Source organism: Actinoplanes sp. NPDC051494 (genome assembly GCF_044454705.1).
Lineage (GTDB): Bacteria > Actinomycetota > Actinomycetes > Mycobacteriales > Micromonosporaceae > Actinoplanes.
In genome coordinates this window covers 325,336-347,604 of sequence record NZ_JBITDZ010000010.1, presented here as the reverse complement: position 1 = coordinate 347,604, position 22,269 = coordinate 325,336, and the positions used below count along the sequence as shown (strand labels likewise).

Genomic DNA, 22,269 nt, shown 5'->3' with positions numbered 1-22,269 from the left:
GCTACCTCCCGTGACGATCGGCCAGCTCGCCACGCTCGCCGCGCTGGGCGCCTTCCACGGCCTCAACCCGGCGATGGGCTGGCTCTTCGCGGTCGCCCGGGGCATGCAGGACAGCAGCCGTACGCGGGCCCTGGCCACCCTGCCCCCGATAGCCGCCGGCCACCTGGCCTCCGTCGCCATCGTGGCCGCGGTGGTGTCCGCGACCAGCTCGGTGGTGGCCGGCACCGTGGTCGCCATCGGCGGCGGGGCGATCCTGGTGGCCTCCGGCCTGTGGCAGCTGCTGTCGGCCCGCCACTTCCGCTGGGCGGACATGCGCATGTCCGCGGCCCAGCTCGCCGGGTGGTCCTTCCTCATGTCCTCGGCCCACGGCGCCGGCCTGATGCTCCTGCCGGTCCTGCTGTCCGGCCCGGCGGTCACCACCCCGCACACCGGCCACCTGGCCGGCGTGACGGCGAGCGGACCGGCCCCCGGCGGCGACGCGGCGGCCGGAGCACTCACCGGCCTGCTGGCCGCCGGCGTCCACACCGTGGCCATGCTCGCGGTGATGGCCACCTGCGCCGTCGTGGCCTACGAAGGCGTCGGCGTCCGGATCCGGCGCCGGTCCTGGTTCACCGTCGACCGCCTCTGGGCCGCCGTCCTCATCACCGCCGGAGCCCTGACCATCGCCGTCGCGCTCTGAACAGCCGGGCTATCTCAGCGCATCGCGTGCCCGCCGCAGGAACGGCAGGGTCTCCGCCGGCTTGCGGGCCGCACCCATGAGCAGTTGCCAGCCGGCCATGTAGGGATCGCAGTCGTACGGGTCGTCGAGGAAGATCGCGCTGTTGATCTGCTCGAGGTAGATGACGTCGGTCAGCTTCTCGATCGGCAGCCGGAGCATCGAGAACGACATCCCGCCGGTGGCGGCCGCGGCGAGCCCGGTCGGCAGCACCTGCACCGAGACGCTCTTGTGGGTGGTCGCGCGGATCAGGAAGTCGATCTGCTCCCGCATGACCGCCGGGCTCGCTATCTGCATGGTGAGGGCGGCTTCGTCGATCACCGCCCACAGGCTCTCCCGCGTCCGCCGCAGGATCCGGTGCTGCCGTCTCCGTCGCACGTCGACCCGGCGCCGGACCTCGCGTTCGTCGTGGTGATGCAACCGGATGACCGCCTCGGCGTACGCGGGTGTCTGCAGCAGACCGGGCACGAACCGGGTCTCGTAGGTGCGGATGTGCTCGGCGAACTCCTCCAGCACCAGGTAGGAGCAGAGCCAGCCGGGCAGCACGTCGCGATCGTCGTGCCACCACTGCGGTGCGTTGAGCAGGCCGGCGAGGCGCAGGAGAGCGAGTCGCTGAGCGGGCCGGTCGACCCGGTACAGGTCGAGCAACCGGGACAGATCGCTCTCCTTGACGGTGGTCGCGCCGAGCTCGATCCGGCTGATCTTGGGATCCGAGCAGCCGATGTACCGGCCGGCCGCACCCCGGCTGATCCCCTGGGTCTCCCGCAGGGCTCGCAGCCGGCCGCCCAGCAACGCACGGGCGACCTCGGGACGGCCGGTCGACTCCGGCCCCGACGACATGACGGTAGGCACGGGTGATCAGCGCCTGCCCTCGGCCGGGGGCAGGCGCCGGATCAGCTCCCGCGTCACACCGACAGCTCCGGTGCCGGCGAGGACCGCCACCGCCGGTTGCCCGAGCAGGGCCGAACCGAGGGACAGGGCCATCAGCGCGACCCCGAGGGCGAGCACCACCCAGACCGTACGGGCGGCGGCCCGATGGTGATCCGCGGTGCAGCATGACGCTCGCGCCCCACGGGATTGATGCTTCTGCATGGTCACGCCGAAATTTTGCCCCTGCGGTTCACTACGATGCAAATGCAGTTGCACGTGTGCATGCACGTGCACCGGCAGTGGATCGAGTGATCCATCCTGCGGCACGGCCCGGGGCTGATCAAGAACGCAAACGCGGGTTCAGGGCGCAGAGAGGTGGCCACCGCCCCGAGGCGATGGCCACCGATCGCGACTCAGCGCTTGAGCACCGCGGCTGAACCACCACCCCGGCGGACCGGTTCGGCGGTGGCGATCAGGCCTCCGTGGCGGGTGAACTCGATGGCGGTGGCCGCGCCCAGTTCGGCCACGTCCGGGCCGAACGTGTGGCCGAGGGCGGTGAGGCCCGGGCCGTACAGCTGGTGGAACGCGGGTTCGGCCTGGATGCCGGCGCTGTTGCGCTGGGAGCCCCGGGGGGCCGCCATCGCCTGCGGCAGGGTCATGCCGAGATCGATGCGGTTGATGAGGATCTGCAGGACCGTCGTGATGATGGTCGCCCCGCCCGGGGAGCCCAGGGCCAGGAACGGCTTGCCGTCCTTGATGACGATCGTCGGGGACATCGAGCTGCGGGGGCGCTTGTTCGGGCCCGGGAGGTTCGGGTCGGGGGCGGTGCCCTGCGTACCCGCGAAGTTGAAGTCGGTCAGTTCGTTGTTGAGCAGGAAGCCCCGGCCGGGCACGACCATGCCGCTGCCGCCGGTCTGCTCGATGGTCAGGGTGTATTCGACGATGTTGCCCCAGCGGTCGGTGACCGTGAGGTTGGTGGTGCTCTGACCCTCCTCGACCTTGCCGCCGACCGGGGCCGGGGTGCAGCCGGCCGCGGTGATGTCGCCCGGCGGGACCGGCTTGGTCAGCGCGTGGGCCGGGTCGATCTGGCACGCGCGCTGGGTCGCCCAGCGGTCACTCAGGAGCTTCTTCACCACCCCCGGCGAGGTGTACGCGCCCACGTACCGGTTGCGGTCCGCGAAGGAGAGGGCGGTCGACTCGGCGTACTGGTGCAGTGCCTGGGTCGTGGTCGCCTTCTTGAGGTCGGTCTTCTCGAGGATGTTGAGCGCTTCGCCGACCGTGGTGCCGCCGCTGGACGGGGTGGCCATGCCGTAGACGGTCAGGCCGCGGTAGCCGGACTTCGTCGGGGCGGGGAACCGGACCTGGTAGTTGGCGAGGTCCGAGCGGGTGAGACCGCCGGGCCGGATCGGGTAGGCCCAGGTGCCGGCCGGGTCGGCGGAGACCGGCGGGTGCTGGACGGTGCGCACGATGTCGGCGCCGACCTGTCCCTTGTAGAAGACGCCGGTGCCGCGCTTGGCGATGAGCCGGTAGGTGTCGGCGAGGTCGGGGTTGCGCTGCGTGGTGCCGACCGCGGGCGGCGCGTCACCGGGCAGGTACAGCTCGCGTGTCGCGTCGAACTGGCCGAACGCCGCCGCGTTGTCGGCGACCTGCTGGCGGAACGTGGCGTCGACCGGGAAGCCCTTGTCGGCGACCTTCGCGGCCGGCTGCAGCAGGCTGCCCAGCGACCGGGTGCCCCACTTGTTCGCCGCCGCCTCCCAGGTGGCGAGCGTGCCCGGGGTGCCCACGGACAGGCCGCTGACCCGGGCCTCCTGGAAGTCGTACGGCAACCCGTCGGCCGGATCCACGAAGATGTTCTCGGTCATCGTGGCCGGCCCGGACTCGCGGCCGTCGATCGTGCTGACCGTCCCGCGCTTGGCGTCGTAGTAGACGAAGAAGCCGCCGCCACCGATGCCGGCGGAGAACGGCTCGGTGACACCGAGCGCGGCGGCCGTGGCGACGGCGGCGTCGACCGCGTTGCCGCCGCGGCGCAGCACGTCCAGCCCGACGGCGGTCGCGGTGGCGTCGACTGTGGAGACGGCACCGCCGTACCCGGTCGCGGTGTGCGGATCGGTGTGCGCCTGGGCCGCGGCCGGAACTGCTATGAAACCGAGAGTGAGCGTAGCGGTCGTAGTGAGCGCGAGCGTGAATCTCATAACCTCTGCCTACCGGCCCGGCGGGTCCGGCACAACCGGGGACGCGCCGGACGCCCAGGTTTCATACATCCCGGCGTAACGTCCGGCCGCCGCGAGCAGTTCTGTGTGTGAGCCGCTCTCGACGATGCCGTGGTCGTCGACCACGATGATCCGGTCGGCGCGCATCGCGGTGGAGAGCCGGTGTGCGACCAGGATCGCGGTGCGCCCGTCGAGCAGCCGGTCGAGCGCCGCCTCGACCCGCAGCTCGCTGCGCAGGTCCAGGCTGGAGGTGGCCTCGTCGAGCACGACCACCCGGGGCTCGGCGAGAAACGCCCGGGCGAGCGCGAGCAGCTGCCGCTCCCCCGACGACACCGACTGGCCGCGCTCGTGCAGCGGGGTGAGCAGGCCCTCCGGGGAGCGTTCCACGAGGTCGCGCAGCCCGACCGCGTCCACCGCGGCCCCGATCTCGGCGTCGGTGGCGTCCGGGCGGGCGAACGCGATGTTGTCGCGCAGCGTGCCGGCGAACAGGAACGGTTCCTGCGGGACCACGCCGATCTGGCGGCGCAGCGAGGCCAGGGTCACGTCGCGCAGGTCGTGGCCGTCGATGAGGATCCGCCCGGCGACCGGGTCGTACAGCCGGGTCACGAGTTTGGCGATGGTGGACTTGCCCGCCCCGGTCGGCCCGACGCAGGCCACCGTCTCGCCGGGCGCGATCCGCAGGCGCACGTGCTCCAGCACCGGGCGGTCCGGGAGATATCCGAAGCTCACGTCGTCGAAGACGATCTCGCCGCGGACCGGCGGGAGCTCCGTCGCGGCGGCGCCCGGGACCACCGACGGCCCGGTGCCGAGCAGGCCGTTGAGCTTGCCGACCGCGGCCCGGGCCTGCTGGTACTGCGTGTAGAGCTGGACGAGCTGCTGCACCGGGGCGAAGAACGCGTTGAGGTACAGCACGAACGCGGTCAGCTCGCCGATGGTGATCGAGCCGCGCAGCACCATCCGGCCGCCGATCAGCAGCAGCGCCGCCATGCCGAGCAGGCCGATCACCGAGGAACCGGGGCCGTAGATCGCGTTGATCCGGCCGGTGACGTCGTTGGCGTCGCGATACGCGCCGACCACCTCGCGGTGCGCGACGATGTTGCGTTCCTGGCGGTTGTGGGCGGTGACGACCCGGACCCCGTTGAGGCTCTCGGACAGGTCGGCGAACAGGGCGGCGATCGCGTCGCGCTGCCGGGCGTAGCCGCGGTCGGCGGCCCGGCGGAACCACAGCGACAGGATCGCGAGCGGGGGCACGACCAGCAGCAGCGTGATGACGGCCAGCCCGGCGTGGTAGTGGAACAGCACCGCGGTGACCAGGACCATGGTGAGCGCCTGGATGCCGAACTGGGCGAAGCCGTCGCCGATCAGGCTCTGCAGCGCCTCCACGTCGGAGGTCATCCGGGTCATGGTGACGCCGGCCTTCTCGCGGGTGTAGTAGTCCAGCGACATCCGTTGCAGGTGTGCGAAGACCCGGATCCGCAGGTCCCGGGTGGCCGACGCGGCGAGCCGGCCGCTCTGGCGCATCCGGGCGCCGGTGGCCACGCCGGTGAGCAGCACGGCGACCACGAACGCGACGGTCGTGCCGATCAGCACCGGCAGGTCGCGCGCGACGATGCCGTGGTCGATGCCGATCTGCACCAGGAACGGGCCGGCCTGCAGCAGCAACGTCTCGACCAGCACCGCGAGCACCGCGGCGAGCAGCAGGCGCGGGCGCCCGGCGAGCAGCCGCCGCACGGACACCGGGCCGCCGCGGTCGGCCACCGGGTCGAACGTCACGCCGGGGTCGCCGTGGTCGGGTTCCGCGCTCTCCAGCCGGGCGACCCCCTCGGCCAGCTCGGCGGGGATCCCGGCGAACGGCATGCCGGCACGGGAGACCGAGGGCCGCCCACCGGCGTTGAAGCCGCCGAACCCGCCGCCGAACATGCTCACGGGACAGCCACCGTGGCGAGGACCGCGGCGTAGCGGGGCTCGGTGGCCAGCAGCGACGCGTGGGTGCCGTCGGCGATCACCCGGCCACCGGCCAGCAGGACCACGCGTTCGGCCAGTCCGATGGTGGAGAGGCGGTGCGCGACGATCAGCGTGGTCCGGCCGGTCATCCGGGCGCTCAGCGCGTGGTGGATGCGCTGCTCCACGGTGACGTCGATGGCGCTGGTCGCGTCGTCGAGCACCAGGATCGGCGGGTTCACCAGCAACGCCCGGGCGATCGCTACGCGCTGCCGCTGACCGCCCGAGAGCGTGTAGCCGCGTTCGCCGACCACCGTGTCGTACCCCTGCGGGAGCTCGCGCACGAACCCGTCGGCGCCGGCCGCCAGGGCCGCGTCCACCACCTCGTCGCGGGTCGCGGCCGGACGGCCGTAGGCGATGTTGTCGTGGATCGACAGGGAGAACAGGAACGGTTCGTCGGGCACGATGCCGACCTGCTCGCGCAGCGACGACAACCGCAGATCGCGTACGTCGTGACCGTCGATGGCGATCCGCCCGCCGGTGACGTCGTAGAACCGGGCGAGCAGCCGGCCCAGTGTGGACTTGCCGCTGCCGGTCGCGCCGACCACCGCCACCGTCTCCCCCGGCCGCAGCCGCAGGTCCAGGCCGTCGAGGGCGACGGTCCCGTTGGGGTACGCGAACCGGACGCCCTCGAACGCCACCTCGCCCCGCAACCCGGCCTCGATCGGGGCGGGCCGGTCCACGACGTCGCTGGGCGTGTCCAGGATCTCGTAGATGCGCCGGGCCGACGCCGACGCCCGCTGGCCCAGCATGATCATCATGCCGAGCAGCCGGAACGGTGGCTGCAGCATCAGCACGTAGGAGTTGAACGCGACGATCGTGCCGACCGTGGTGCCGCCGCGGATCACCATGATGCCGCCGACCAGCAGCACGAGTGCCAGGCCGAGGCGGGGCAGGTTGTCCAGCACCGGCGTCCAGCGGCTGCGGATCCGGGCGTCCTGCAGGTAGGCCCAGCGGATCCGGTCCGCCGCCTCGCCGAGCGTGCGCAGCTGGCGGCCCTCGGCGGCGAACGCCTTGACGATCCGGACGCCCTGGATGTTCTCGTCGACGACGGTGGCGAGGTGGGCCAGCCGGGACTGGATCAGCCACGAGACCGGGAAGACCGCCTTGCGCATGCCGACGCCGAGGAAGCCGATGACCGGCATGGTGGCCATCGCGACGATCGCCAGCGGCACGTCGATGGAGAGCATCAACCCGAACGCGACCACCGCGATGAGGCACTGCACGAGGATCGACGGGCCGAACGCGAGATACATCTGCACCGCGCGGATGTCGGAGCTGGACCGCGACATCAGCTCGCCGGACTGGACCCGGTCGAAGAACCCGAACGGCATCCGGACCAGGTGGGCGTAGACGATGGTCCGCAGGTCGTACTCGATCTCGTAGGCCGTCCGCAGCAGGTAGAGCCGGGCCAGGTAGTTGATCACGCCCTGCAGCAGGGCCAGGCCGGCGATCCACCAGACATAGGTGGACAGCTGCGCGGTGCGCTCGACGACGGCCCGGTCGATGCCGATGCGCAGCAGGTTGGGGATCTGTACCTGCACGACCAGCCCGGCGAAGGACAGCGCCAGCGACGTGATCAACAGTGCTCGATGCGCTTTGACCAGCGGCAACGCACGCCGGAGCCAGGATTTACCGGTGTCGGGATCGATCGATGCCCGGGGCGCGCGACGAGTCACTGCCGCTAACGGTACGCCCTGCCGGGTGCCCGCCGCCCGACGCCGGCCGGCCGCGGTTGCACCCCGGGGCAGGACGTCCCGGCCGCCGGGGGCCGGACCGTCAGCAGGTACGTGTCGACCACCCCGTTCACGCACTTGCTGCGGCCGTAGACGGTGTGACCCCAGCCCTCGTACGTGACCAGGCTCGCCGCCGGGCCGAGCTGGCGGGCCACCGCCCGCGCCCACACGTGCGGGGTCGCCGGGTCGTGCCGGGAGTTGATCAGCAGGACCGGACCGGTCCGCGCCGGGGAGAGCCGCCGCTGCCGGTTGTCCGGGACCACCGGGGTGCCCAGGCAGCTGACCACCGAGGTGAGCCCGAGCGGCGAGACCGTCATCTGCGGATGCGCCCGGGCCAGCGCGCCGAGCCGGAGCCGCAGGCTGGTCCAGCTCAGCGGCACCGCCCAGTCGTCGCAGAAGATGGCCGGGAACGGGTTCTGGATCTCGGTGACCGGGGCACCGGCCCGCCGGCCCTTCGCCGCGCTCGCGGCCTCCTTGATGTAGAGCGCCAGCGCGTGCCACTGCGGGTCGTAGAAGGAGCTGAAGGCGACCCCGAGCAGGTCGAGGGTGCGCGGCCGGTAGCCCGGCTCGAACGGGTCCCGCAGCGTGCCCCGGCGGGCCCGGGCCAGCAGGGACGTCCAGATCGCGCGGACGTCGCGGCCGTGCAGCGCGCACTCGGTGCTGCGGTCGCACCAGGCCACGAACTCGTCGAACGAGTCCTGCGACGCGGCCGTCTCGGCGTCCAGGAACGAGCGCGTGCTGACGCTGTGGTCCATCACGCTGTCCAGCACGAGCGCCCGGACCCGCTCCGGGAACCGTTCCGCGTACTGCTCCCCCAGCAGGGTGCCGTAGGACGCGCCGTAGAAGCTGATCGTCCGCTCGCCGAGGGCGGCCCGGATCGCGTCCATGTCCTGGACCACGCTCAGCGTGTCGAGGTGGCCGTAGACCGGGCCGGTGCGCCGCGCGCAGTCCGCCGCGAGCCTGCGGTTGTAGGAGACGTTCGCGGCGTACCCCCGGGCGGCGGAGATCAGCGGCGGCGGCCCGGCGGCGAGCAACGTCGCCGAGCAGACCACCGGGGTACTGCGGCTGACCCCGCGCGGGTCGAAGCCGACGATGTCGAAGCGGCGGCGCAGCGCGGCGCTGAAGAAGTACGTGCCGTCGAGCGCGAAGTCGACGCCGGAGCCACCGGGTCCGCCGGGGTTCACCACCAGCGTGCCGATCCGGGATCCCGGGTCGGTGGCCGGGCGGCGGGCCAGGGCGACGCTCGCGGCCGGGCCGTACGGGTTCGCCCAGTCCACCGGCACTTTGAGGGTGGCGCACTGCGCCGTGCGGTCCTCCTTGCAGGGCTTCCACGAGAGCGACGGCCCGGCGGAGGCCGGGCCGGGCACCGCGGCGGGAAGGGCGAGCAGGGCGGCCAGGACCGGCCGGAGGATTGCGAGCACTGCGTTCTGTCTCCAGCCTGCACGGCAGCCGCGCCGCGCGCCTCATGTCTAGACGAAGCGCGCGGCGCGGACTGCCGATTGGCGGATTCAGCGCCGAAGCGTCACACCTTCAGGTGTTTCAGGGCCCGGCGGATCAGGTCGTCCCGCTGGGTCGTGCTCAGCGTCTCCAGGCCGAACCCGAGGTACAGGGTGTCGGCCGTGGTGACCCCGGCGCCGAAGTCGAGCGCCAGCTGGCTGCGCTCCCACGTGTTGGCGGCGACACCGGTGCCGGCCGGCGGGGCGGCCACGGTCCAGCCGCCGAGATCGGTCTCGAACCCGGTCTGCGCGGTGACCGTGCCGTTGACCTCGACCCGGACATCGTCCAGGAAGACGCCGATGCCCTGGGTGCCCCAGTCCGACATGTAGGTGATGGAGACCTCCACCTGCTTGCCCGCGTACCCGGACAGGTCGGCGTCGAACTCCTTCCAGCCGCCGCTGTTGCCGGAGACCGCGTTCCACGTGCCGGTCGTGCCGGTCGGCGCGCAGTCGGCGCTCTGGTAGTGGGCGACGAACGGGTGCAGACCGGCGATCCCCTCCGGGCAGCTCGCCCCGGTGTCGGTGCTGGTCAGCCCGTTGGCGTCGGGCAGGGTGGTCCAGTTGTCGGTGCCCACCTCGTGCGCCTCGACGAACATGTAGTCCCAGTCCTGCTCGGTGTCGACCGAGGTCCGGAACGTCAGCCGGCCGCTCTGCGCCGCGCTCAGATCAACGGTCCGGGTCAGCCGCTTGTACGAGGCGTCGGCCTGCCCGCTCCAGAGATACCAGTCCCCCTCGTACGGGTCGTACGGCTGCGCCCCGGGCAGCTGCCAGTCCAGCGGGCCCGAGCTGGCGAACTGCGGGAACTCGTCCGCCGGCAGGATGCTGGAGGTGGTGAGCAGCGACGCGGTGTGACCCGCTCCCGGCGTACCCGTGTATCCGGTGAACCGGCCCGCGGAGCCGGTCACCGGGTACGTCGTGCCCTCGGGCGAGGTGCCGCCGTTGTCGATGTACGAGAACGCGCCCAGCCAGTACTGCTGGAAGTCGTTCGACAGCGGGATGCACAGCGGGCTCGAGGGGCTGGTGCACTCCCCCGGGCCTTCCGGCTGGTAGGCGTAGCTGCCGGCCGCCTCGGCGTACCCCGCGTACTTGCCGGAGTGGATCAGCTTGCCGCCCTCGTTGAGGTAGTCGCGGACCGCGATCTGGGTCTGCGCGGCGGCGCGGGTCGTGGTGCCGCCGGGCTGGCCCACGGTGCGCGGGATCACGTCGTCGCCGGTCTCCCAGACGACGGCCTTGTAGTGCGACAGCACACCCAGCGGGTGCGGCGCCTTGCCACCGTGGGTGTCGAGGTCGTAGGCGTCCGCCTTCTTGCCGGCCTTGCGCAGCGACGCCACGTACTCGTCGGCGTAGCGGGCGCTGGTCGCACCGTCGGTGGCGACCGGCGAGATGCCGGTGACGTCCTCGGCGGCGAGTACCAGCACGTCCCCGCCGATCTTCTTGTCGACGGTGTACGTGAACGGCACGGAGGTGGCCTTGCGGGCCGTGAACCAGACCTTCACCTTGTCACCGGCGCGGGCCTTGACGGTGCCCCGCAGTTCGGCGAAGTACTTGTCCATGCCGTCGCCGTAGCGCTCACCGCCCTTCCACTCCCTGGTGCGCGTGGTCTTCGCCCGGCCACCGTTGATCGAGTAGTGCAGCGTGACCGTACCGAGGCTGCGCTTGGCGGTGACCGCCACCGGCTGGTCCTTGCCGTACGAGAACGCGAACGGGTCGGCCTTGAGGTCGGGGGTGGTCCGGCCGACCGAGGACACCGGGTTGGCCGGGTTCTTCGCCGACTCCGCGACCGAGAGCGCGAACGGGATGTTCTTGGCGAACTCGCCCTGGATCAGCTTCTCGTCGTCCGGGAACGTGAAGATGCTCTCGCAGTCGCCCTCGTTCCACGCGTCGGCGGGGTCGACGTTCGAGGCGGTGGCACAGGTGCTCATCTCCGGCGTGAACGCGATCGTGCCGTACCGGTGCTGGGCCTGGCCGTCGGTCTCGCCGTTGGTCGGGTACAGCTCGGCCGACAGGTCCGGGTCGTAACCGGGTACGGCCGGGTGCGCGTCGTCGCCGGCCAGCGCGACGGAGATCTCGTCGTCCGGGCTGGGCGTGTCGACCTGCCACCCGATGCCGTACAGCAGCAGCTGCGCGGCCGAATGGTAGTTGATCAGGAACTCGAAACCGACCCGCTTGAACAGCGCGTCGAACGCCTTGGTCTCCGGCTCGGAGTTCGGGCCGGTGCCGCGGAAGGTCTCGCTGGCCGGGTCGGGCGACGAACCCTCGTTGTCGTAACCCCACTTCTCGGCGAAGTTGCGGTTGATGTCCACGCCGTCGCCGGTGGTGATCTGGCCGTCGCCGTTGTTGTCGCGCAGGTTCTTGCGCCACTGGCGGTGCCCGTCGGTGAACGTGAAGTCGTAGCCGTCGACGTTGGCGACCGGCACGAACCACAGCTCGGTGGTGTTGATCAACTTGGTGATCCGGGGGTCCTTGCCGTACCCGTCGATGAAGTGGTGCATCAGCCGCCGGGTCATCTCCGGGGTGATCCACTCACGGGCGTGCTGGGCCCCCATGTACAGCACCGCGGGGCGGCGCCCGTCCGGGACCTTGCGGGCGTCGGCGGTCAGCTTGATGCCCTGGATCGGCACGCCGCGTACGGACTTGCCGAGCGTCTCGATCTTGGCGATCCGCGGGTTCGCGGCGGCGGTCGCCACCAGCTCCTCGCGCAGGCCACCGGGGGTGTTGTAGGGCCGGAACACGGTCGGTGCGGCGGCGGCCTTGGCCCGCGCACGGGCCGAGGCGCCCTTGATGGTCAGCGGCAGGCCGTCGTCGACCAGCGACGCGGCCTGACCCGGGCTGAGAATGGTCTCCACGGTGAGTTTGCCGTCCGCGGCCGCGGAGTACGCGGTCTCGTCGGCGTCGACACCGGCAGCGCGCAGCTTTTCGAACTGCGCGCGGTCGAGGGTGCCGACGTACACGCCGAGCGTGTCGTCAGTCGGGGCCGCAGCGGCCGGCGTGATCCCCGGGAGGACCGCGGCGGCCGCGGTCACTAACGAGAGCGCGCAGGCTGTTGCCCAGCGGGCTGATGTCATGGTGTTGGGCCTCCATGGCTGGAAAGATCCTGAATGGACCTTCCCGGCCATGAAGAGACCCTGTCAAGCACCGACTCACCGCCCGCTGACGGCTGCGGGCGGAAAGCTGGCGTTATGGTTCAGTCTCGGTTGTTCGGCGGTAGCTGCGGCAACTGACTGATCGCCGCGGCGTACTGCGCGATCTGGCGCCCGTTGGGCACCACACCTACGCTGCGGAGTTGATCGTTGATGGCCTGCGCAACGTCGGCCTCGGACTGGCCGCGATGCGTCTGCATGACCTTGTTGACGACATAGTCAACACGAAGCTGCATCTGCCAGCCAGGGGAGCGGGTCGACGCTCCCGTGGCGAGGCTTACTGAGGCGAGGGGTTCCATGCCCTGAGTATCGGAAGCACAGGCCCCTCACTGGAAGGTATGCGGGGGCTGTGCAACCGAGCTGCACCCGACCCGCACCGGCGTCTCCATCAAACGTCCTCGGACGGCACCACCTTCACCGGGCGCCACCAGAGCCAGGCGAGGAACAGCAGGCCGAGCGCGAGCATGCCCAGGCCCATCCAGAGGTTGATCCGCACCCCGGAGGCCTTGTCGACCTCGGCCGGCGAGTCGAAGACCCCGATCAGCGTGACGATCACGCCGTACACCACGAACAGCCCGCCGATCACCCGGCGCACGTCGAACAGTTTCGCGGCGGCCGAGGCCTTCTTCAGGTCCTCTTGCCCGTTGATCTCATCAGACATGATCAGCACCTCACCAGACCGGGATGTAGAGCAGGAACGCCAGGACGACGGCGATGCCGCCGAGCAGTGCGGGGTTGCGCCACCAGACCTTGTCGCCGGCCAGGATCACGTCACCCGACGCGGTGGTGCCGGCCAGGCCGTACACCAGCCCGCGCAGGTCGTTCTCCGGCTTGGGCCGGGTGAACAGCGTGACCACGACCGCGAACACGACCGCGGTGGTGAACGCCAGGCCGGCGCCCCAGAAGCTCTCCTCCAGGTCGGAGTTGAACGTGACGACGTCGCCCAGGTAGAGCAGGTACAGCGTGAGCGAGGAGAGCGTGCCGAGCAGCAGCGACCAGAAGCCGGCCCACGCGGTCATCCGCTTCCAGAACATGCCGACGATGAACGTCGCGAACAACGGGGCGTTGATCAGGGAGAACAGCGCCTGGATGTAGTTCATGATGTTGTCGTAACCGGCCGCGATGAACGCGGTGCCGATGCTGATCACGATGCCGGCGACCGTGGCGAGCCGGCCGGCCTTGAGGTAGTACTCGTCGGAACGGCCTTTGGCGATGTAGCTCTGCCAGATGTCGTACGTGAAGACCGTGTTGAAACCGCTGACGTTCGCCGCCATGCCGGCCATGAACGAGGCCACCAGACCGGTCACCGCGACCCCGAGCACGCCGTTGGGCAGCAGGTCGCGCATCAGCAGCGGGATCGAGTTGTTGTAGGAGAGGTCGCCGGAGTTCGACCCGAGGCCGCGCACGGTCACGATGGCGATCAGGCCGGGAATGACGGTGACGGCCGGGATCAGCAGCTTCGGGAAGGCACCGATGATCGGGGTACGCCGCGCCGCGCTCATGTCCTTGGCCGAGAGCGCCCGCTGGACCTCGGCGAAGTTCGTGGTCCAGTACCCGAACGAGAGCACGAAGCCGAGGCCGAACACGATGCCGATCCAGTTCGCGCCGAGCGGGTTGCCGGAGTTCGCCGTGCCCTGCCACGTGTGCAGCGCCGCGTCGCCCAGATCGCTGTCGCGGACCTTGGCGAACAGCCCGTCGATGCCGCCGACCTTGACCAGGCCGACGATGGTCAGCGGCAGCAGCCCCGCGAGGATCACGAAGAACTGCAGCACCTCGTTGTAGATCGCCGAGGACAGCCCGCCGATGCCGATGTAGGCCAGCACGATCGCGGCGCCGACCACGATCGAGAGCCAGAGCGGCCAGTTCAGCAGCGCGTCGAGGATCAGCGCGAGGGCGTACAGGTTGACGCCGGCAATGAGCACCTGGGCGACCGCGAAGATCACCGCGTTGAGCAGGTGGGTCGGCCGGTTGAAGCGCAGCCGCAGGAATTCCGGGACGCTACGGACCTTGGAACCGTAGTAGAACGGCATCATCACGATGCCGAGGAAGACCATCGCCGGGACGGCGCCGATCCAGTAGTAGTGCAGGGTCATCAGGCCGTACTGGGCGCCGTTGGCGGCCATGCCGATGATCTCGAGCGCGCCGAGGTTCGCCGAGACGAACGCGATGCCGGTCACCCAGGCCGGCATCGATCTCCCGGAGAGGAAGAAGTCGGAGCTGGTGCTGATCGCTCTTCGAGCGGCGAATCCGACCCCCAGCACCGTCGCGAAATAGATCACGAGGATCAGGTAGTCGAAGACGTCGAGATCGAGCCGGAGCCCGGGTCCCTCAGCCGCGATAATGCCCATGGGCACCTCCTGGGATGCAGTCGCGCGCGGCATACCCGGTTTCAACTTCGTAAAAACTGAGCCCGCCCGCACATCCGGGATCACCATCTGCGATCGAATGGCTTCTATGCTTCGACTCCTGCTGGTCCCCCTGGTGGCGGTGCTGATCGCACCCGCACCCGCCCATGCGGCTTCCGACAAAAGGCCCTACGTCCGTGGCGGCGAGACCGTCGCCACCTACGACTACGCCGACGCCGTCCGCGAGAGCGTCTGGGTGCAGACCCCCGACGACGCCGACGAGGACGGCGTCCTGGACCGCGTCGCGGTCGACCTGGTCCGCCCGCGCACCGGGCCCGGCGTCAAGGTCCCGGTCATCATGGACGCCTCGCCCTACTACGCCTGCTGCGGACGCGGCAACGAGAGCGAGCTCAAGGAGTACGACGAGAACGGTGTCATCAGCAAGGCACCGCTGTTCTACGACAACTACTTCGTGCCCCGCGGGTACGCGTTCGCCGCCGTGGACCTCTCCGGCACCGGTCGCTCCACCGGCTGCGCGGACGTCGGCGGCCGCTACGAGGTGTCCGGCGCCAAGGCCGCGATCGACTGGCTCAACGGCCGCGCGCCCGGCTTCGCGGCCGACGGCACCCGGGTGACCGCGAAGGCGTGGACCACCGGCAAGGTCGGCATGATCGGCAAGTCCTGGGACGGCTCGGTCGCCAACGGTGTCGCCGCGACCGGCGTCAAGGGGCTGGAGACCATCGTCCCCATCGCCGCGATCTCCAGCTGGTACGACTACATGCGCTACAACGGCACCCTGCGCACCCGGAACTACCCCAACTACCTGCAGGGCTACGTCAGTGACCGGATCGCCGAGTGCGCCGCGGTGACGTCGTCGCTCGCCGGGGACAGCGCCGAGGACACCGGCGACTACAACAGTTACTGGCGTGCGCGCGACTACCGCCCGTCGGCGTCCAAGGTCCGCGCCAGCGTGTTCGTTGTGCACGGCGTCAACGACCTCAACGTCGCCACCCCGCAATTCTCGAAGTGGTGGGACGAGCTCGCCGACGCGGGCGTGCCGCGCAAGATCTGGCTGCACCAGACCGGCCACGTCGACCCGTTCGACGTGCGTCGTGACGAGTGGGTGGACACCCTGCACGAGTGGTTCGACCGCTGGCTGCAGGGGCTGCACAACGGCATCGACCGCGAACCGCGCGCGACCGTCGAGACCGCGCCGGGCGTGTACACCGACGCCCGGGACTGGCCGCTGCCCGGGACCCGGCCGGTGACGGCGCGGCTGGGGACGGGCACCGCTTCGTACACCGACAAGGGTCTTTCCGAGGCCGCGGCGGTCGCGAACCCCGGCACCCCGGTCGACGGCCGGCTGGCTTTTCAGTACGGCCCGCTGACCGCACCGGTGCGCATCTCCGGCGCCGCGTCGGTCAAGCTGCGGGTCCGGGTCGACCGCCCGACGACCCAGCTCACCGCGAAACTCGTCGACTACGGTACGGCCACCCGGGTCCAGTACAGCCAGGGTGAAGGTGTCCAGACGCTGGCCACCGAGTCCTGTTACGGCGAATCGACCGTGGCCGACGACGCTTGTTACCGCGACGTCGTGGAACGGGTGGCCACCACCGACCACGCCGTGCTGACCCGGGGCTGGCAGGACGCCGCGCACCACGTCTCGCTCAAGCGCACCACCCCGCTGGAGCCCGGCCGCTGGTACTCGATCACCGTGCCGGTCAACGCCTACGACATGACGATCCCGGCCGGCCACACGCTGGGCCTGGTGCTGACCCAGAGCGACTCGCGGTACACCGTGGCCCCGAACACCGGCGCGACGGTCGAGGTCGACCTGGCCCGCAGCACGCTGACCCTGCCGCTGAACCGCATCGCGACGCTGAACCCGTCGGCCTCCGCCCCGACCACCCGCAACGGCCTGACCGGCGGCGCCCGCCCGGAACGGGAGCGCCCCTGATCGACAACTGTTGATGTCCGTGTAACAGTGGGGAACTATGCGGCTGATCTCCACTGTGCTGAGTGTGGTACTCGCGGCGAGCCCTCTCGCGGTTGTCGACGAGACAGGCTGGGACGTCACCGGGCCGGGCGGGGCGGTCACCGCCCGGCTCGGCCTCGACGACGCGGGACGGCTCAGCTTCGGGGTCGACCGGGCGGGCGCGACGGTGCTCGCGCCCGCACCGATCGGCATCACCACGACCACCGGCGACCTCGGCACCGGCCTGAGCTTCGCCGGCCGGGCGGACCGCACGCTGCGCGAGAGCTACACCCGCACCACCGGCAGCCGGCTGCGGCGCGACGTCCGGCTGACCGAGTCGGCGTTCTCGTTCACCGGCACCGGCGGCGCGCGGATCGACGTCGTCGTCCGGGTCTCCGCCGAGGGCGCCGCGTACCGCTACGTGCTCCCGGACGGCGGCACGGTCACCGGCGAGACGTCCTCGTGGGCGCTGCCCGCCGGGGCGCCCGCGTGGCTGTTGCCGTACACCCCGAACTACGAGGAAGCCCGGGTACGCACCACCGCCGGAGCCGCGCCGGCCGGTGACTACGGCTTCCCCTCGCTGTTCCGGGTCGGGACGAACTACGCGCTGCTCACCGAGTCCGACGTGGACGGCCGGTACTCCGGGGGCCGGCTCAGCCACGACGCGGGCTCCGGTTCGTACCGGATGACACTGGCCGAGGCGATGATCGCCGCCACCGGACCGCTCGGCACTCCCTGGCGGGTGGCGATCGTCGGCGACCTCGCCACCGTGACCACCTCGACCCTGGTCGACGACCTCGCCCCCGCGTCGCGGCTGAGCGACACCTCCTGGATCCGCCCCGGCACGGTCGCCTGGTCCTGGCTGTCGGAGCACAGCAGCCCGGCCGACCCGGTCCGCCAGCGGCAGTACATCGACTTCGCCGCCCGCAACGGCTGGCCGTTCGTCCTGATCGACGAGGGGTGGAACGCGGCCTGGGTGCCGGAGGTCGTCCGGTACGCCCGCGCCCGCGGTGTCGAGGTGCTGCTCTGGATGCACTGGACCGACCTCGACACCGAGCAGGAACGGGCCACCCGGCTGCCGCTGTTCCGCGAGTGGGGCGTCGCGGGCGTGAAAATCGACTTCATGGACTCGGACAGCCAGGCGAGATTCCGGTGGTACGACGCCGTGCTGGCCGCCACCGCCGAGCAGCACCTCATGGTGAACTTCCACGGCGCCACCGTCCCGCGCGGCGTACAACGCACCTGGCCGCACGTGATGACCCTGGAGGCGGTCCGCGGCGCCGAACAGTTCCGGACCCGCGCCGCGACCAACACGATCTTCCCGTTCACCCGCAACGTCGCCGGCGGCATGGACTACACCCCGGTGACGTGGGCGGTCACCGACCGGGACACCACCGACGCGCACGAGGTGGCGCTCGCGCTGGTCTACGAGTCCGGATGGACCCACCTCGCCGACAAGCCCGAGACCTACGAGACCCACCCCGAGGCGTTGCGTACGCTCAGCCGGCTGCCGGTCACCTGGGACGAGTCACGGTTGCTCGGCGGCGCTCCCGGCGAGGAGACGGTGATCGCCCGGCGGCACGGCGACCGGTGGTACATCGGCGGGATCTCGGCACTGCCCGCCCACACGGTCACCTTCACCTCCCCCGCCGCCGGCCGCTACCTGGCCGAGACGCTCGGCGACGGCGACCACGGCCTGGTCCGCTCGAGCCGGATCGTGCGGCCGGGCGACACCGTGGACGTGCCGGTCGCGGCCAACGGTGGTTTCGTCACGGTGCTGTGCCCGTACACCGGCGCCGCGACCTGCGACGAGCCCGTCCGCCAGGTCCCCGCGACCACCCTCGCCCTGTCCACCCCGTCCCCGCGGACCGTCAAGGCCGTCTTCACGCTGCCGGCCGGCGGGCCCCTGCGAGGTGTACGCCTGGCGCCCCGGCCGCCGTCCGGATGGTCCGTGACCGGACCCGCGGTGACCGCCCCGGCGCTGCGGGCGGGCGACTCGCTGAGCGGCACCTGGACGTTCACCCCCGGCCCGGACGTGACCCCGGGCCCGGCCGAGCTGCCGGTGGCCGCCGAGTTCACGTTCGCCGGCGACACGGGATACCCCGACCGGCCGGGCCGGCACGTCGTGCACGTCGAACAGGCGGCCCGCACGCTGGTGACACCCCCGGACCCGGCCGGGACCCCGGCGGTCAGCGACCTGCCGTTCCTCACCGAGAGCAACGGGTACGGCCCGGTCGAACGCGACCGGTCCAACGGCGAGGCGGCCGCCGGTGACGGCGCCCCGCTCACCATCCGCGGCACGGGGTACGCCAAGGGGATCGGCATGCACGCGCCCGGCGAGGTGACCGTCTGGCTCGGGGGCGCCTGCACCGGTTTCTCGGCCCAGGTCGGCATCGACGACGAGGTGACGTCCGCCGGCTCGGCCGACTTCCAGGTGCTCGGCGACGGGGCCCCGCTGGCCGCCTCGGGAGTCCGCCGCAGCGCCGATCCGCCCTACGCCCTGACCGCCGACGTCACCGGGGTGGAGATCCTGACCCTGCGGGCCACCGACGGCGGCGACGGCAAGAACTTCGACCACGCCGACTGGGCCGCCGCCGCCCTCAGCTGCGCTCCCTGACCAGCTCCGCGCCGGGCGTTCCCGTCCGGGCCGGGCATTCGCTCAGCGCAGTTTCCCGACCGCCTCGGGGGTGAGCTCGTCCAGGCTGGTGATGACGAGCTCGGCCAGCGCCAGCGCGTCCGCCGCGGGTGGGTAGACGCCGTGCGGCACGGCGATGACCGCGAGACCCGCCGCCCCGGCCGAGCGCAGGCCGTTGCTGGAATCCTCGACCGCCGCGCAGACCTTCGGGTCGAACCCGAGGCGCTCGGTCGCCGCGAGGTACACATCCGGCGCCGGCTTGCCGCGCGGCACCTCCTCGGTGGACAGGGTCGTGCGGAACGCGCCGGTCAGCCCGGCCGTCTCCAGGACCTGGTCGATGAGGATCCGGGCCGACGAGCTGGCCAGGGCGAGCGGATACACCTCGGCGAGCCGGCGCACCGCGTCCACCGAGCCCGGGATGAGCGGCAGGTCCGCCCGGTAGCGCTCGGCCATCCGGCCCAGCACGTCCGCGGCGACCTGCTCGGGGCTGCGGGGCACGCCCACCTCCGCGCTCAGGTGGGTGGACCATTCACCCGTACTCATGCCCATCATCCGGGTCTGGGTGTCGGGGAGGAATTGCTTACCGTGCTCGGCGACGTAGCCGCGCCGGACCTCCTCCCAGACCTCCTCGGTGTCGATGATGACGCCGTCCAGGTCGAAAACGATGGCCTCGATGCTCACAGCGCCTCGACCGCCGGGATGACCTCGGTGCGCAGGATCTCGATCCTGTTCAGGTCGGCGATCCCCGGAATCATCCCCAGCACCGCGGTGAAACCGAGCCCACCGAGCCGGGTGAGGTTGGCGATGATCTCGTCGACCTTCTCGCCCTTCTCCCCCGGGTCGAGCGACGACATGGTCGCGGTCTTCTCGATGGCGTCGTAGTCGCGGCCCTCGTTGGCGCAGTGCTCGCGCAGCACGTCGAGCTTGCGCGCGGCCTCCGGGCCGTCGAACAGGTTGCACGCGTCGCCGTACTTCGCGACGAAGCGCAGCGTCTTCTTCTCGCCGCCGCCACCGATGAGGATCGGCGGGTGCGGCTTCGACAGCGGCAGCGGCCGGTTGAGCAGCCGGCCCAGCTGGTAGTGCTTGCCCTCCCACGGCGCCTCGTCGCCGTGGAACATCCGCAGGCAGATCTGCAGCGTCTCCTCCAGGCGCTCGAACCGCTCGGCGGTGGGCGGGAAGAACAGGCCCAGGCCCTTCGACTCGTCCTCGTTCCAGGCCGCACCGATGCCCAGCATCGCGCGCCCGCCGGAGAGTACGTCCAGGGTGGTGACCGCTTTCGCCAGCAGACCGGGATCCCGGTACGTCACGCCGGTCACCAGCGTGAGCAGTTTGACCCGTTTCGTGTGCGCCGCGATGAAGCCGAGCGCGGTGTAGGCCTCCAGCATCTCGGCCTCGGGCGTGCCGAAGATCTGCCAGAGATGGTCCATGACGCTGATCCGGTCGAAACCGGCCTCGTCCGCGGCGGTCACGATGTCGGCGAGCCGGGGACCGAGCCCCGCCGAACCGTCGGGCCACGTGAAATCAGCGATGTGCAGACCAAGTTTCACGGAAAAGTCCTCTCCAAGGATGATTCACCCGAAACCCTACTGCGGTTGACTGGGCCGGATGACCCTATTAACCGTCCGTAGTGGATCGTGACCACGCCTGAACCGGTTAACCACAACGTGGCCGCGCTGTAGACCGACCGTAGTTGCTTGGTAAGTTGTGACCCGCCCCCGAAACAACCCCGCCGCCGAGGAGCCACCGCCATGCCTCCCTCGTCGCGACGACCACCCCCGTCGCACGCCAACTGGTCACCCACCGTGACCGTTGTCATCCCCGCCCTCAACGAGGAGCACAACCTCCCCCTCGTCCTCGAGAACCTCCCCCCGGTCGACGAGGTCATCGTGGTGGACGGCCGATCGGACGACGACACCGTCGCGGTCGCCCGCGAGGTCCGCCCCGACGCGATCGTGGTGCGCCAGACCCGCGTCGGCAAAGGCAATGCCCTGGCCTGCGGTTTCGCGGCCGCGACCAGCGACATCGTGGTCACCCTCAACGCCGACGGCACCGCCGACCCCGGCGAGATCCCCCGCTTCGTCGACGCCCTGCTCTCCGGCGCCGAGGCCGCCCACGGGTCCCGCTTCCGCTACGGCGGCGACCACCGCGACGCCCTGCCCGCCGAACGCCTCGGTCACAGCACGCTGAGCCACGTGGTCAACATGCTGTTCCGGACCCGCTTCACGGACCTGAGCTGCGGCTACAACGCCTACTGGCGCGAACTGCTGCCGGTCCTCGACCTGCCGGCCCCGCTGATCCCCGGCCTCAAGCGCGGCCGCCCCGCCTGGGGCGACGGCCCGGAGGTCGAAACCCTCATCACGGTCCGCATGGCGACCCGGGGCCTGCGCGTCGTCGAGGTGGCCACGGTCGGCTACCCCCGCATCCACGGCGATCGCCCCCGCCGCACGATGCCCGCGGTCCTGCGCGCCCTGCGCACGGTGACCACCGAATACGCCCTCCGCTGGAGCCGGGCCCCCCGCCGGACGGTCATCCGCCAGCCCGCCCTCCCGGACAGCCAGATCCTCCGCCCCCGCTCAGCCCCACCGTCCCTGGGCCGCCCGATTTCCGGAGCCCCGTCCTTCGGCCGCCCGACTTCCGGCGCCCCGTCCTTCGGCCGCCCGACTTCCGGCGCCCCGTCCTTCGGCCGCCCGGTGTCGGGAGCGCCGTCGTCCAGCCGCCAGATCTCGGGCGCGCCCGCGTTCGGGCAACCCATTTCGGGCGCGCCGTCGTTCGGGCAACCTGTCTCAGGCGCGCCGGCGTCGGGCCGGCGCAGGTCCGCGCCGGCGGTCCCGGGTCAGGCGGCGGCGTGGCCGGAACGCCCCTGGTCGGCGCCGCCCTCATCAGGCCGGCCGACATCGGCGGTACCTGTCCCGGGCCGGGCCGGCGAGGGCCGGTCGGACGGGGGCCGGTCGGGCGAGAGCCGGGGCGGCGAGGGGTTCGAGGTGCCGGAGTTCGAGACGTTCACCCCGGCCGGCGAGGAGTCTTCCGGGCGGCATGCCGTCGCCCCGCCACCGCGGTCCCGCCGCCGGGCCGACCTGCGGGTCATTCAGGGCGAGGGCCGCGACAGCCGGGACGACGACCGGCCGCAGTGGCGGGCCAGCTCGTGA

At 71.3% G+C, this 22,269-nt stretch carries 16 protein-coding genes; 4 read left to right on the top strand and 12 right to left on the bottom strand.

Annotation, left to right across the window (positions count from 1 at the left end):
* Positions 1 to 10: 10 nt before the first annotated feature.
* Complete coding sequence (locus tag ACIA6A_RS30980) at positions 11 to 679, top strand: hypothetical protein (RefSeq protein ID WP_396101486.1); 669 nt, start codon at positions 11 to 13, stop codon at positions 677 to 679.
* Between the two features lie 9 nt (positions 680 to 688).
* On the opposite strand, the gene ACIA6A_RS30975 is transcribed toward ACIA6A_RS30980, so the two are convergent.
* From ACIA6A_RS30975 to ACIA6A_RS30930, 10 genes are all read right to left on the bottom strand, one after another.
* Positions 689 to 1,567, bottom strand: a complete 879-nt coding sequence (locus tag ACIA6A_RS30975) for a helix-turn-helix domain-containing protein (protein WP_396101485.1) — start codon at positions 1,565 to 1,567, stop codon at positions 689 to 691.
* Between the two features lie 6 nt (positions 1,568 to 1,573).
* Entirely contained in the window at positions 1,574 to 1,723 is a 150-nt protein-coding gene (locus tag ACIA6A_RS30970; protein WP_396101484.1) for a hypothetical protein, read from the bottom strand.
* Between the two features lie 275 nt (positions 1,724 to 1,998).
* Positions 1,999 to 3,777 carry a gamma-glutamyltransferase gene (ggt, locus tag ACIA6A_RS30965; protein WP_396101483.1) on the bottom strand — a complete coding sequence of 593 codons (1,779 nt, stop codon included), beginning with the start codon at positions 3,775 to 3,777 and terminating at the stop codon, positions 1,999 to 2,001.
* 9 nt (positions 3,778 to 3,786) lie between these two features.
* Entirely contained in the window at positions 3,787 to 5,715 is a 1,929-nt protein-coding gene (locus tag ACIA6A_RS30960; protein ID WP_396101531.1) for an ABC transporter ATP-binding protein, read from the bottom strand.
* Positions 5,716 to 5,717: 2 nt separating this feature from the next.
* A complete protein-coding gene (locus ACIA6A_RS30955) occupies positions 5,718 to 7,475 on the bottom strand; it encodes an ABC transporter ATP-binding protein (RefSeq protein WP_396101481.1) in 1,758 nt (585 codons plus the stop codon).
* Between the two features lie 5 nt (positions 7,476 to 7,480).
* Entirely contained in the window at positions 7,481 to 8,953 is a 1,473-nt protein-coding gene (locus ACIA6A_RS30950) for an alpha/beta hydrolase (protein ID WP_396101480.1), read from the bottom strand.
* 101 nt (positions 8,954 to 9,054) lie between these two features.
* Positions 9,055 to 12,093: a M14 family zinc carboxypeptidase gene (locus ACIA6A_RS30945; protein ID WP_396101479.1), complete on the bottom strand. Its 3,039-nt coding sequence runs from the start codon at positions 12,091 to 12,093 to the stop codon at positions 9,055 to 9,057.
* Positions 12,094 to 12,212: 119 nt separating this feature from the next.
* A complete protein-coding gene (locus ACIA6A_RS30940; RefSeq protein WP_396101478.1) occupies positions 12,213 to 12,467 on the bottom strand; it encodes a hypothetical protein in 255 nt (84 codons plus the stop codon).
* An 89-nt stretch (positions 12,468 to 12,556) separates the two neighbouring features.
* Entirely contained in the window at positions 12,557 to 12,829 is a 273-nt protein-coding gene (locus tag ACIA6A_RS30935; RefSeq protein WP_396101477.1) for a hypothetical protein, read from the bottom strand.
* 10 nt (positions 12,830 to 12,839) lie between these two features.
* On the bottom strand, positions 12,840 to 14,516 hold the full coding sequence (locus ACIA6A_RS30930; protein ID WP_396101476.1) for a sodium:solute symporter family protein: 1,677 nt from the start codon (positions 14,514 to 14,516) through the stop codon (positions 12,840 to 12,842).
* 106 nt (positions 14,517 to 14,622) lie between these two features.
* Here ACIA6A_RS30930 and ACIA6A_RS30925 point away from each other — a divergent pair, with 106 nt between their 5' ends.
* Both ACIA6A_RS30925 and ACIA6A_RS30920 read left to right on the top strand, forming a co-directional pair.
* The gene (locus ACIA6A_RS30925) at positions 14,623 to 16,470 is read left to right on the top strand and encodes a Xaa-Pro dipeptidyl-peptidase (RefSeq protein WP_396101475.1); all 1,848 of its coding nucleotides are present in this window, start codon (positions 14,623 to 14,625) and stop codon (positions 16,468 to 16,470) included.
* 37 nt (positions 16,471 to 16,507) lie between these two features.
* Positions 16,508 to 19,105 (top strand): glycoside hydrolase family 97 catalytic domain-containing protein, encoded by a 2,598-nt coding sequence (locus tag ACIA6A_RS30920; protein WP_396101474.1) that lies wholly within the window; start codon positions 16,508 to 16,510, stop codon positions 19,103 to 19,105.
* Between the two features lie 42 nt (positions 19,106 to 19,147).
* On the opposite strand, the gene ACIA6A_RS30915 is transcribed toward ACIA6A_RS30920, so the two are convergent.
* Together ACIA6A_RS30915 and ACIA6A_RS30910 are read right to left on the bottom strand one after the other, a co-directional pair.
* A complete protein-coding gene (locus ACIA6A_RS30915) occupies positions 19,148 to 19,804 on the bottom strand; it encodes an HAD family hydrolase (protein WP_396101473.1) in 657 nt (218 codons plus the stop codon).
* On the bottom strand, positions 19,801 to 20,670 hold the full coding sequence (locus ACIA6A_RS30910; RefSeq protein WP_396101472.1) for an LLM class F420-dependent oxidoreductase: 870 nt from the start codon (positions 20,668 to 20,670) through the stop codon (positions 19,801 to 19,803). The genes ACIA6A_RS30915 and ACIA6A_RS30910 overlap by 4 nt, the downstream gene beginning before the upstream one ends.
* A 201-nt stretch (positions 20,671 to 20,871) precedes the next feature.
* On the opposite strand from ACIA6A_RS30910, the gene ACIA6A_RS30905 reads away from it, so the two are divergent.
* Positions 20,872 to 22,269, top strand: coding sequence for a glycosyltransferase (locus ACIA6A_RS30905; RefSeq protein ID WP_396101470.1), 1,398 nt, complete (start codon positions 20,872 to 20,874; stop codon positions 22,267 to 22,269).